Here is a 13,190-nt window from a genome sequence, read left to right as displayed (position 1 = left end):
TTTGATATTTTAATTGTACACAATGTCATCAATCTTATATTTTTTACACGCATAATGTAATATGCTGTAAACTAGCATGTGTACAAATAGCAAACATAAAAAAGCGTACAAAGGCACACCAAAGATTTGATAAGGCCAATAATAAGTCCAAACACCTAAAAGAATTGTAATTACTTCACCAAAAGCAGGTAAAATTAGCGCTAAAATTATTGCTAAAACAATTTTGTTTCTTTGAGTTTGATGCTTTAAATAAGGTATTATATTTCGTTCTAATTTGTAGAGGTAATGAAAAGCCAACATCCATGCAAAAGGAACCCATAATGGGATTTCTCTAGATACTTGATGATATTCCCAATAACCATTTGCAACTCCCCAAGTTTCGCCAACTACGCCTCCAAAACCAGTTAATAACATACCTGCTAATAGCAACCAGTTTTTATCGATTTTTGGTTTTATAATTTCTTTATAAATATTATGTATAATTTTTAAGATTAAAAGTACAGCAATAATTAAATCGTATTGTTTTAAAACACCAATTAAAACACCTGCAATTATTAGTTTAAGCAATGCTTTTAAAATTTCTGTGTAGAATTTCTTTTTATTTGTAATCAATTTTTTAAAGCTCTTTTTTTAATTTTTGATATTTCTTTTCGTGCAAATTAAATTCGATAAAATAAACATAGAGTCCGTAAATAACAGAAATCATTAAAAAACAAATAGGAAATACTTTAAAAGCTTCTGTAGTAAAACCATATTTTATAATACAATACAATGCACTAAAAATAAAACTAAATACAGCACTATTTTTTATGGTGTACTCTTTTTTATTTTTCCTTTTTTCTTCCCAATATTTAAGGAATTTTTTATTCCTTTTATCCATATAACTGTTTTGCTCCATTCTTTTTTTCAAATATAAAAAAACCGAAACAATTTGTTTCGGTTTTAGTTTTCTGTTTTTTAAAAATTATAGATTTGGAATTACCAATTCTTGACCTGGATGAATTACATCTGGGTTTTTTAAAATGTCTTTGTTCGCTTCAAAAATAGCAACATATTTCATTGGTTTTCCATAATAGTGTTTTGCTATTTTGCCTAAAGTTTCACCTTTTTCTACTGTATGCGTTGCATAAATAGAAGTATCAGCAACTTTAATATCTGCTATAATATCTTCTGGATTATCTCCACCAATATTTTTTATTTCATCCCAAATAAGATTTTTCTCATATTGGTTTTTTGCAGTTCCATTAACAATTAATTTTCCATTTTCTTCTTTAACATCACCATCTTGAATGTTTAATTGTTGTCCTAAATCTAATACACTTTGATATTTTGCTTTCATTTTATTTCTGATTTTAATTACTTTTTTATCTCACTGTTTTCTCATCATCTATATAATAACCTTGTTGTGTAAGGTCTCCATCTACTTCACCAGCTAATTTTTCTTTTCTTCTTTCTAGGTAGATCTCTTCGTAATCTTGAGTATAATGTGGAGAAGTTACTACATTTAAATCGAATTTAATTGTTGTAAAAACGTCTTTTTCTGTATTGGCAACTATAGTTACATAAAACTCTACGTAACCAATATTTTTGGCACTATCATAATCTAAAGTGATATAACCAAAATCATCTTTACCAATTGATGTTGAAGGGAAATCTATTTCTATACAACCACAAGATGCTTGTACATCGTAGATAATTAATGGTTCATTACCTCTATTGTAAAATTTATATTCTGCTGATAGTTCAGATCCACGTAAAATTGGATAATAATGTCTGTCTGGATTTTCAATTTCCATTTTTGTTTTTCTAACATTTTCTATATCAGGCTTTCTAAAAGAACAAGAACTGATAGTTAATGCTAATACTAAGAGTAATAATAAATTTTTCATTGTTGTAAATTTAATCTTTTTTTTAATTAAATATAATTTCATCACAAGCTAAAGTATTTTTACCACCAATATTGTGTTTTTTTACTTTAACTATAAAACTTTCAGGGAGTTGCTTATCATCGTATTTTGTTGGGAGTTCTATAGAAACTTCTTTTATATCTAAATTAGAATCGTCTTTTTTTACTTTTAATTTTTTAATGATGTTATTATTTGTATCTAAAATTTCTATCACTCCTGGATAATAAATATGATGTTTTACATCTTGTAAAAAAGAAAATGTAATTTTTTTAGATTTAGAAATACCTGCTTTATCAATTTTTAGAATTAAATCATCTACAGAAGAAATGTGCCAATTTGTATTATAATCATTTAAACCAAAAGCACCATCATTTAATATTTTTGTGTTTGTATAATCTTCATCTAATTTAGATAAAACCTCGAATTTCTTTTTATAAAAATAATGTTTTCTTTTATGATATTTATAAATTGTTTTTCGCCAGTTATTAATATAGTCGCTAATATTATATTTTCTTTCGTTATAAGTTTTAAGGTTTGCAGATCTGCTATATGATGCTAAATTATCTAAAAGAATTCCAGCTTCGTTTTTTACAATAATTTCTTTGTCATTGTTCAAAATACCAAAACCATAAATACCAAGACCATAATCTCTCATAATTTCTAATTTAAGAAAAGTAAGAGCTGTAGCTAATTTTAAATAGTCTTTATCGTATTTATTACTTTGTGTATGGGTATTAAATTCGTCATAAAATTCAAAAAAAACTTTAGGGTCTAAATATTTTTTTACAGTTTTATCTATACCACTATAAATACTTAATTCTTTAGTACTTGCAAAAAATGAGTTGTCTATATGTGTATAATAATTAGTTAAAATACTGGCTAGTTTGTTAGAATATTTATCATTAAAATAATTGCTAATTTCCTTATCTATATCAATATTAGTATTCCATAATAATTTAGCAAATATTGTAGATTTTAATCCTTGAAAAGTACTATAATCATATTCACTACCATGTAAGAATACACCATTAATACCTAATTTTTTATAGAGTTTTAAATTCTGTTGTGTAACTTTTAAAATAGGGTAAACATCAAAATAATTATCATAATTTACGGTATAATCCCAGATGTATACATTATCTAAATAATCGCTCCATTTCTTAATTTTGTTTTCAAAATCTTTAAATTTCTTTGTGTTTTCTAAAGGGATTCCTTTTTGTACATCAATAGTGCTGTAAAAAATACCTGTATTCTCTTCAGCTTTAAATTTAGGAATATCTTTTACAGTTATATAAGCTGTTGTAAAAAATGTAGCTCTTTTATTGTCTTTAGCTAATTTGTTTAAAAATGTAAATACTGCAGGAGCTGCATCTTGTGATGTATTACCAACTGCTTTACAAGTACTACAGGTACATACAATACTGTTGTCATTAGGTAGAATCATGTATTTATTAAAAGCATGATCGCTATCAAAAATTCTTTTTACGTTTTCATTTACATATTTATATAAACTATCACTTGTAAAACAGAACTGTTTTTTAGTTCTTACACTACCTACTTTAGCATAAACTGATTCTGGTAAATTATAGTTTTTAAGAAGTTTAGGTAAATTATGTCCCCAAATTCCCCATTCTAATTCAAGAGAACTTGTTTTGTTCCATGCTCTAAACTCTGTATCATTGTTAGTAGCATAATAAGGTTCTCTGTATTCAAATTCGGGCGAAGAACAATTACTAAACTTTTCAGGGATATCTATTTCTGATGTAAAATCTTCTTTTGGTTTATTTAATTCATTGTAATTTAAATTAGTATATCTTTTAAAAAAATCGCTAATTGCATACATTAAATTCTGTGCATTAGACCCCTGTAGAGTAATATTTCTACCTTTTCTATACATACAAAAATTATCTTTCTGAGTAGGGTTGATTCTCAGTAAAATATAATTGTAATTTTTATTTAAACTATTACTTCTTTCTATTTTTAAAGTTGTGCCTGTAACTGTTTTAAATTTTTTATTAAAATCTTCTGCAGCATTACTCACTAAAATATCAGCAGTTAAAGGGATACTTATTTTTGGTGATATTTTATTTTCTTTAGAAAACAATGTTATTTTGTTTTGAGCACAAGATGATAAGCTTAAAAAAAATATAAAAATTAATATGTATTTTTTAAACATAATATTTGGGGAATAAAAAGTTATTAGAATCTTGTAATTATAGATACTGATAAATTATATTGATTAATATATGCCAAAGCAGTACTATCTGTTACAGGACTTTTAAAGTTAATCCAAGATCCGTTTACTAATAACAAAGTTTTAGGTGATATATTATAACCATAACCAGCCCCAACTAAAACATTAGAAAAATCTAAGAAAGCAGTTTCACCTTCTGCTAATTGATCGTTAAAAGGCGCACTACCAAAGGAGACTATAAAACTAACATAATCTTGCCTGGCATTTACATTTATTCGTGTTTGTGCAGCAAAATTAAAATAGTTGAATTGATCGTCTCTCATCAATATTCCTTTAGCACTAACCCAAATGTCTTCCCAGGTTTTAGAAAGACCTAAGTTTAAACTTAAAAAGTTTATATCGTTTTGTAATCGAGAAAAACGAAGGCCTGCTTGAGCTTCATAACCATTGTCTAGACCTTTGTATGCATTACCATATAAGATAAATTTAGGGAAAAATTTCGATCCTAATAATACACCAACATCTGCATATAGAGTAGGAGTAAAGACTCTTGAATAATTTACACCTCCTTGTACACCAACTCCAGATCTTCTTGCAGCATAATTTAAGTCTGCACCAAATGTATTTTTCTCATCATACTTATGGCTATAACCTAAACTAGCTAAAGATGTACTAAATGCAGTAGAATCTGATGAAGCTTGCGTATAAGTTGCTGCTAATTTATTTTTAAGCTTAGCTGCTTTTAATACTTCTAAAGCATTATTCCATTCATTTCTTTCAAAAGGGTCATCAATTTGTCTAAAACTTTGGTAATAGTAAGCAGAGTCGTATTGTTCCATTAATTCAAAAACAATACCTTTTTTATATTTTAAGAAATTATCATTAGGGTATTGTTCTAATTTTTCATTAACAATCTCTAATGCATCTTCATTTGGCTTTTCTTGAATGTATAAGTTTATCATTCTTTGTAAAGCATAATCTTCTGTAGAATTTAAAGAATCAGATATTCTGTAGTCTTCTATTGCTTCATCTATTAAACCTTCTTCTTCTTTATTTTTTCCTCTAAACCATAATACTTCCGCTAAAGAATTTTTAATTTTTCTATCGTATTTGTAAACGGTTTTTAAAGAATCTAAAACATTTATAGCATCATCATATTGATTATTTTGAGCTAATAAGTTAGATAACTTTAATTTAAAATTTTTGTTATTTGGGTAAAAACTTAAAGCACTTTTACTATAGTTAACTCCTTTTTCATAATCAGGAATTGCAGAAGAAGCATTTATGGCAATTTCTAACAATCTTTTGTTATTGTTTTCTCTTGTAAGGCCATCTTCTACAACAGGTAAAACAGCTCTAAACCTTTGCTCTCTCATTAAATAAGTTGCATAAGCTTCTGTTTGTGTAACGTAAATTCTTGGGTATTTTTCTTCTAAAGGATATTGTTGTTCCAATCCTCTAGTTATTTCTAGAGCATCTTCAAATAATTCCATTTCCTGATATAATGTAGATTTTCTAACTAAATAATCAGGATTATCTGGTTCTAAACCAATTAATTTATCAATTTGATCTGTAGCTTCATCATACTTTTGTAAAGCTAAATAGATTCCGAAAATTTGTTGTTCAGCTTCTTTTTGAAAATCTGGTGATGATACTAAGTCTTCAAAAATTGGTAAAGCTTCATCAAATTGTCTGTTTTCTACTAAAGTTTTTGCTCTACCATACATTACTAAATTATAATCGTAAGTAATATCTGTATCATTTGGGTATTTTTCGTGAAGTATTAATACTTCTCTTTCAAAACGATCTTTATCTTTTATAGGTCTGTATAACTCTTTTAATTGTACTAAAAGCTTTTTGTTATTCGGACTTCTTTTAATTCCTTTTTTAAGAAAATATTCAGCATCTACATCATAACCTTTACCTAATGCATTGTTAATTACATAAGTTTGTGATTCTGAATTACCATTAAGATCTAATAATTTTTTCTGAATTTCATAAGAATCATTATATTCATTAAAATTAGCAGATTGCTGCATTAAATAAGGTAATGTTTCAGAATGTATTGTTGGAAATTTGGCTTTATCTACCTCTGTTTTTATATAAACAATAGCTTCTTCATGTCTTCCTAATTCTTCTAATAAACCAATTTTCTTTTCAATTAATTCTGAATCTTCACGGAGTTCTAATAAAGCTCTGTTTGTGTATTGTAAGGCAATTTCAGGATCTCCTTTTAATAACTCATTTCTAATGATACCTATGTATGCTTGTTTGTTTGATGGATCATTATCTATAACTGTTTTGTAAACTTGGTTTGCATCATCATATCTTCTGTTTTCTACAGCACTATTACCATCATTTAACATTATGTAGTTATAGTCGTTCTGTATTTCTGTATCATCTGGATAGATTTGATACAATCTTTTTAAAGCTCTTTCTGCTTCTTCATAGTTACCCATTTCTTTATAAATAACTATTTTTCTACGCCACCAACCTCTACTGTAAGGTGTAATTTCTAAAAGCTCATTTACAAAACAAATTGCATCAGAATATCTTTTTGTAGTTTGTTCTATACTTACTAAAAAACCTAAAACATCAATATCTTTTCTTCTTCTATCGTAAACTTGTTTTAAAACGTATCTTGCAGTATCATATCTACCCAATTGCATTTGAGCTTTACCTAAAAGTGTTTTTAAATCTAAATCTTCTGGAGCTAATTGTAACCCTCTCCAGCTCATTTTTGCTGCTCTAGTAAAGTTTTGTTCAGCAATATCTCTTTTGGCCTCCTCAAAATATAAATCCGAAGAATCATATACTTCTTGAGAAGATATATTTAATTGTGAGATGAGTGCCACAATTAATAATAAAATTGACTTATTAATTTTCATAATAATTATATGGTAATTTATGTTTTAATAGGCTCAAAATCTGAGTTTGAGCTTTTTCCTTTCTTTAGTTTTTCAAAAATACTTTGTTTTTTACCTCCAGCATTCCCAGAGCTATCTCCACCATCATTATTGCTTCCAGTATTACTGTCAGATTTTTTCTTTTTGTCATCTTCATTATCAAACCCTTTTCTTGTCATTGTTCCCCAAGCAAGTTCTCTAGAAGTTACGTAACTGAAATATCCTTTTAAAGAGAAAAACATAATCATTGGGTGATAAATGAATGGCTCAATAAATGCTGTTAGAAACAGTGTTAATACCTCTCTAGTTGTGTTGTAATATTTAAATGTCATTTGATCCCAAATAATTACAATTGAAGAAATCATTATGGCAAATGTGTAAGAATACAATAAGATTAATGGTGCAAAGTTCCAGTTTACATATCCATAAAATAATAGGAATATTGAGAATAAGATACCAAACGCTTCTATAATTGGCGCTAAAAACTCAAAAATAAAAATGTACGGAAAAGTAATTAAACCTAATCTTTTATAGTTTGGATTGAATAGAATTTTTCTGTGTTCACTAAACATTTGAAATAATCCACTGGCCCATCTTGTACGTTGTCTACCTAAAATTTGAATATTTGGTGGTCCTTCTGTCCAACAACAAGAAAGAGGTATATAACCAATTTTATAATCAAGTCTGTTATTCATCATATGAGCAGCCATTCTTGTCATCATATCCATATCTTCTGCATGAGAATCTGCTCCATAACCCCCAGCTTTAATAGCTATATCTTTATCAAACATTCCTAATCCACCAGAAACATTAGGTACAGAGTTTATTAATTCCCAACCCATTTTTCCTAATAAATAAGATCTAATGTATTCTAGTTCTTGAAAACGAGGTATAAGTGCTTTAGGTGGTCTTACTCTTGTAATAATTCCTTCTTCAATCTCACAGTTATTAGACATTCTTAATGTTGCACCAACAGCAATTACAGTTGTTTTAGAACTTAAGATTGGCTTAATCATTTTTGTAAGTGTATTTCTTGCCAAAATACAATCTACATCAGTATTTAAATAGTATGGAAAAACTGAAGCGTTTAAACCCGCATTAAAAGCATCTGCTTTAGTACCACCATTTTCTTTATCAATTATAGTTAAAATGTCGTACTTAGGGTTTTGAGATTTAAATGTTCTTTTATATGGCTTTGTTTTAATTTTTTCTACATATGCAAAAGGAGCTTCAATTAAATCGAATTCTTCAATTAATAATTTTAAGGTATCATCTTTACTACCATCGTTTACAATAATTACCTCAAAAAGAGGATAGTTTAATGTAAGTAAAGATTTTACATTTACAATAATTGTTTTCTCCTCATTATAAGCAGGTGCAATTACGGAAATACCAGGTGCTAGATGAGAAGCTAATAATTCTTCATCATCAATATCTGTATTATAACTTTTATATTTATTAATAGCGATAAAAGAAAATATGGCTAATACTATGTAACTTAAAATTAATGAAGTTGCATAGAAAAATATAAAATACTCGTATATTTTTACAAAAATTTCAAACATTTATTTGTATTTTATTAAGGGTGTTTCTACGTGTTGTAAAATGATAAGATCAAACCCTTTTAATGTGTTTTTTAAATTTTGAAAAGCAATCTTTCCTTCGTAACTATAGTTTAATATAGCTTCTGCAATAATCTTTTTAGTATCTGTATTATTAGAGTCTGTGAAGATTTCTTGTAAGAATTTAAGTGATTTTCCTGTATTAAATTTTCTAATTGTTTTTACAATTGCTACCTGACAAATTTCGGGCTCTGTATAATACCTATCAATTAATTCTTGTTCTGTTTCAGAGATGTTTAGTTCTCCTAAAGTTGTAATTGCTTCTGCTCTTACTAATTCGTTATCGTCTTCTAATTTTTCTATTAAAATTTCGTTAATCCCTTTTTGTTTAAAGAAACCAACCATTTTAATTAAGAAAACTACTAATGAATCATTTTTAGAATAGTTAATCCATTTTCCTAATCCTTCTAGATTTCCTCTTTCTTTTTGTAGTTCTAAATATTGCATTAATTCAATCTGATCCCATTTACTTAAGTCTCGATCAAATTCATCAAAAAATCGATAAGGATCATTGGTACTTAAAGCTAGGTAAGAGTTTCTAGCTTCACTACGAATTAATTTATTTTTACTGTAGGCGTATCTTAATACTTTAGAATCAAATTTATTTAAATCTAATACAAAAGCTTCTTGAAATGCATCAATTTTTTCACTGTTAGAACGAGAGTCAAATTTAGATTCTAAATGCTCTACAATGCCTAATGCACTAATTATTAAAGGATATTTTTCAGAATCTCTATTATCATTTTTAAAATCTACTAAAACACCAACTCCAATATCTAAAGATTCCTTATTAACCTCTTCAACAATATCTTCAAATTTGGTAAAGATTTCTTGTTCAGAATAATTTTTTTCTGTGAATAAAATATCTTCAAATAATTTAACGATTTCAGGTACACTATTTTTTAGTGTTTTCTGTAATCTATTATGTCTTCTTCTAATTGTATAGATAGTTATCATAAGAGCTAACGTAGCAACTATAAATGCCATTGTTAATACAATAGTTATCTGTATAATCAGAGGAAATGTTTTTATCTTATAGATAAAAGAAAGTAGCCACTCAACGAAACCCATTTTGTATTATGTTTTTATTAGTCGTTTAAGTGGGGGATATTTATTTAATGTAACTGGTACAAAAGTAACTAAATTTATACCTTATTTTTTTTTTTTCTTTGAATTAACATACTTTATAGGTGAATAACTTCATCATAAGCATCTGCAACTGCTTCCATAACAGCTTCACTCATTGTTGGGTGAGGATGTATTGTTTTTAACACTTCATGACCAGTAGTTTCTAACTTACGTCCTAAAACTGCTTCTGCAATCATATCTGTAACTCCAGCACCAATCATATGACAACCTAACCATTCTCCGTATTTTGCATCGAAAATTACTTTTACAAATCCATCTGGAGTTCCAGCAGCTTTTGCTTTACCAGAGGCAGAGAAAGGAAATTTACCAACTTTTAACTCATAACCAGCTTCTTTAGCTTTGGCTTCAGTTAAACCAACAGATGCAATTTCTGGTGTTGCATAAGTACAACCAGGTACATTACCATAGTCTATCTTTTCTGTATGTAAACCAGCTAATTTTTCTACACAAGTAATACCTTCTGCAGAAGCAACATGTGCTAAAGCTTGGCCAGGAACAACATCACCAATAGCATAATAGCCAGGTATGTTTGTTTGGTAATAATCGTTTACTAAGATTTTATCTCTATCAACAATAATACCTACATCTTCTAAACCAATGTTTTCAATGTTAGATTTAATTCCAACTGCAGATAATAAAATGTCTGCTTTTAAAGTTTCTTCTCCTTTTTTAGTTTTAACAGTTGCAACAACTCCATCACCAGAAGTATCAACAGACTCTACAGAAGAGTTTGTCATAACTTTAATGCCAGCTTTTTTAATAGAGCGTTCGAACTGTTTAGAAATATCGATATCTTCTACAGGAACAACATTTGGCATATATTCTACAATAGTAACATCTGTTCCCATTGAGTTATAAAAATGTGCAAATTCTACACCAATAGCTCCAGAACCTACAACAATCATAGATTTTGGTTGTGTTGGTAAGGTCATTGCTTGTCTGTAACCAATAACTTTTTTACCATCTTGTGGTAAGTTTGGTAATTCTCTAGAACGTGCACCAGTTGCAATAATAATATTATTAGCAGCATATTCTGTAACTGTACCATCTGCAGCAGTAACATCTACTTTTTTACCAGTTTTAATTTTTCCAAAACCGTCAATAATGTCGATTTTGTTTTTCTTCATTAAGAAAGCAACACCTTTGCTCATTCCTTCTGCAACACCTCTACTACGTTTAATTACGGCATCAAAATCCTTATCAAAAGCTTCTACTTTTAAACCATATTCATCAACATGCTTTAAATAATCATAAACTTGAGCAGATTTTAATAATGCTTTTGTTGGGATACATCCCCAGTTTAAACAAATACCACCTAAAGATTCTTTTTCTACGATTGCAACTTTAAAGCCTAATTGAGACGCTCTAATTCCTGTTACATATCCTCCAGGTCCACTTCCAATAATAATGATGTCGTATTTCATAAATGTTTTTATTTTAATTTTTTAATATAAAATTAAATTTATTGCTAATATAAATTAAAAAATCAGCCCAAATTTAATTATAATTCGAAATCTGTTCAAATAAATAGTTGATATATTTTAAAAATAATGAATTTAATTTATTTGAAGTTTATTTTTAACAAATTACATTCTTTCAGGTACTTTTATTCCTAATAATGAAAATGCTTGTTTTATTGTATCTGCTACTTTATTTGCCAACTGTACTCTAAATATTTTTTTATTTTGATTTTCTTCTCCTAAAATAGATACATTTTGATAAAAAGAATTAAACTCTTTTACCAAATCATACGTATAGTTTGCAATAATTGCTGGTGAGTAATTAGCAGCAGCTTGCTGTACAGTTTCAGGAAATAACTCTAATTGTTTTAATAATTCTTTCTCTTTTTCGTGTAAATTAATAGTAACTGGTTTTGAATAATCAAAGTTTGCTTTTCTGATAATAGATTGAATTCTAGCATACGTATATTGAATAAAAGGGCCAGTGTTTCCTTGAAAATCTACAGAAGATTTTGGGTCGAATAAAATTCTTTTTTTAGGATCTACTTTTAAAATAAAATATTTTAAAGCACCTAAACCAATAGTTTTATACAACTCATTTTTTTCATCATCAGAATAACCATCTAATTTACCTAATTCTTCAGAAATATCTTTGGCAGTTGTTGTCATTTCTACCATTAAATCATCTGCATCTACAACAGTTCCTTCTCTAGATTTCATTTTTCCTGATGGTAAATCTACCATTCCATAACTTAAATGATGCAATTGTTTTGCCCAATCAAAACCTAGTTTTTTTAAGATTAAAAATAAAACTTGAAAATGATAATCTTGCTCATTACCAACAGTGTATACCATTCCACCAACATCTGCATAATCTTTTACACGCTGTATGGCTGTACCAATATCTTGTGTCATATACACAGCAGTTCCATCAGATCTTAAAACAATTTTTTCATCTAAACCATCATCAGTTAAATCGCACCAAACAGAACCATCTTCTTTTCTATAAAAAACACCTTTTTCTAAACCTTGTGCAACAACATCTTTACCTAATAAATAAGTGTTGCTTTCATAATATAAATTGTCAAAATCTACACCCATGTTTTTGTAAGTGATGTCAAAACCAGTATAAACCCATGAGTTCATTTCTTTCCAAAGAGCAACTGTTTTTTCATCTCCAGCTTCCCATTTTAAAAGCATTTGTTGTGCTTCTACTAAAAGGGGAGCTTCTTTTTTTGCTTCATCTTCGGTTTTTCCTTCAGAAATTAATTGTGATATTTCTTTTTTATATTCTTGGTCGAATTTTACATAATAATTACCAACCAATTTATCGCCTTTTAAACCTGTAGATTCTGGAGTTTCTCCTTTTCCGAATTTCTGCCAAGCCAACATCGATTTACAAATATGTATACCTCTGTCGTTTATAATTTGAGTTTTGTAAACTTTTTTACCTGCTGCTTTTATAATTTCTGCTACGGAATAACCAAGTAGATTATTACGAACGTGTCCTAAATGTAGTGGTTTGTTGGTGTTTGGTGATGAATATTCTACCATTACTGCTTTTTCATCCGCCTTTGGCGATACAAAACCATAAGTTGAATTATCGTAAATTGTATTGAAAAAAATTGTGTAATAACTATCATCAATAACCAGGTTTAAAAAACCTTTTACCACATTGTAATTTGTAATTTCAGTTACGTTTTCAACTACATACTTTCCTAATTCTTCACCAATTTGAACAGGATTACCTTTTTTGTATCTTAACATAGGGAAAACAACAACTGTAATATCGCCTTGAAACTCTTTACGAGTGGCTTGGAATTCTACTGTTGGTATTTCTGTATTATATAAAGCTAAAAAACCTTCTTTTACTTTGGTTTCTATAGTGTTTTGTATGTTCATTTTTGTCGAAAAATTGAAATGCAAATTTACATAATTTTAGCATATATTTT

Annotated in this window: 10 protein-coding genes; all 10 read right to left on the bottom strand. The window is 28.1% G+C overall.

Going from position 1 to position 13,190, the window contains the following annotated elements; genetic code table 11:
* Window positions 1–9: 9 nt before the first annotated feature.
* The gene (locus KO506_RS01070) at window positions 10–612 is read right to left on the bottom strand and encodes a hypothetical protein (RefSeq protein ID WP_215993062.1); all 603 of its coding nucleotides are present in this window, start codon (window positions 610–612) and stop codon (window positions 10–12) included.
* Between the two features lie 4 nt (window positions 613–616).
* A complete protein-coding gene (locus KO506_RS01065) occupies window positions 617–898 on the bottom strand; it encodes a hypothetical protein (RefSeq protein WP_215993061.1) in 282 nt (93 codons plus the stop codon).
* A 66-nt stretch (window positions 899–964) separates the two neighbouring features.
* Window positions 965–1,339, bottom strand: coding sequence for a LysM peptidoglycan-binding domain-containing protein (locus tag KO506_RS01060; protein WP_215993060.1), 375 nt, complete (start codon window positions 1,337–1,339; stop codon window positions 965–967).
* A 25-nt stretch (window positions 1,340–1,364) separates the two neighbouring features.
* Window positions 1,365–1,889, bottom strand: coding sequence for a DUF1573 domain-containing protein (locus tag KO506_RS01055; protein ID WP_215993059.1), 525 nt, complete (start codon window positions 1,887–1,889; stop codon window positions 1,365–1,367).
* A gap of 22 nt (window positions 1,890–1,911) precedes the next feature.
* Window positions 1,912–4,011 carry a DUF4838 domain-containing protein gene (locus KO506_RS01050; protein WP_215993058.1) on the bottom strand — a complete coding sequence of 700 codons (2,100 nt, stop codon included), beginning with the start codon at window positions 4,009–4,011 and terminating at the stop codon, window positions 1,912–1,914.
* A gap of 95 nt (window positions 4,012–4,106) precedes the next feature.
* A complete protein-coding gene (locus tag KO506_RS01045) occupies window positions 4,107–6,989 on the bottom strand; it encodes a tetratricopeptide repeat protein (RefSeq protein ID WP_215993057.1) in 2,883 nt (960 codons plus the stop codon).
* Between the two features lie 17 nt (window positions 6,990–7,006).
* Window positions 7,007–8,572: a glycosyltransferase family 2 protein gene (locus tag KO506_RS01040; protein WP_252726743.1), complete on the bottom strand. Its 1,566-nt coding sequence runs from the start codon at window positions 8,570–8,572 to the stop codon at window positions 7,007–7,009.
* Window positions 8,573–9,616 carry a HEAT repeat domain-containing protein gene (locus KO506_RS01035; protein WP_215993056.1) on the bottom strand — a complete coding sequence of 348 codons (1,044 nt, stop codon included), beginning with the start codon at window positions 9,614–9,616 and terminating at the stop codon, window positions 8,573–8,575. It lies immediately after the preceding gene.
* A 197-nt stretch (window positions 9,617–9,813) separates the two neighbouring features.
* Window positions 9,814–11,202, bottom strand: a complete 1,389-nt coding sequence (gene lpdA / locus KO506_RS01030) for a dihydrolipoyl dehydrogenase (RefSeq protein WP_215993055.1) — start codon at window positions 11,200–11,202, stop codon at window positions 9,814–9,816.
* Window positions 11,203–11,364: 162 nt separating this feature from the next.
* Entirely contained in the window at window positions 11,365–13,140 is a 1,776-nt protein-coding gene (gene argS / locus KO506_RS01025) for an arginine--tRNA ligase (protein WP_215993054.1), read from the bottom strand.
* Window positions 13,141–13,190: the final 50 nt, after the last annotated feature.

The organism is Polaribacter vadi (genome assembly GCF_018861005.1).
In the GTDB taxonomy this organism is placed as follows: domain Bacteria; phylum Bacteroidota; class Bacteroidia; order Flavobacteriales; family Flavobacteriaceae; genus Polaribacter; species Polaribacter vadi_A.
The sequence above is the reverse complement of the archived record's forward strand: the minus strand, read 5'-3'. Positions and strand labels throughout refer to the sequence as shown.

Coding starts and splice junctions, on each gene's coding strand:
- KO506_RS01065 (WP_215993061.1), bottom strand. CDS start 898: ATGGAGCAAAACAGTTATATGGATAAAAGGAATAAAAAATTCCTTAAA.
- KO506_RS01060 (WP_215993060.1), bottom strand. CDS start 1,339: ATGAAAGCAAAATATCAAAGTGTATTAGATTTAGGACAACAATTAAAC.
- KO506_RS01055 (WP_215993059.1), bottom strand. CDS start 1,889: ATGAAAAATTTATTATTACTCTTAGTATTAGCATTAACTATCAGTTCT.
- KO506_RS01045 (WP_215993057.1), bottom strand. CDS start 6,989: ATGAAAATTAATAAGTCAATTTTATTATTAATTGTGGCACTCATCTCA.
- KO506_RS01040 (WP_252726743.1), bottom strand. CDS start 8,572: ATGTTTGAAATTTTTGTAAAAATATACGAGTATTTTATATTTTTCTAT.
- KO506_RS01035 (WP_215993056.1), bottom strand. CDS start 9,616: ATGGCATTTATAGTTGCTACGTTAGCTCTTATGATAACTATCTATACA.
- lpdA (WP_215993055.1), bottom strand. CDS start 11,202: ATGAAATACGACATCATTATTATTGGAAGTGGACCTGGAGGATATGTA.
- argS (WP_215993054.1), bottom strand. CDS start 13,140: ATGAACATACAAAACACTATAGAAACCAAAGTAAAAGAAGGTTTTTTA.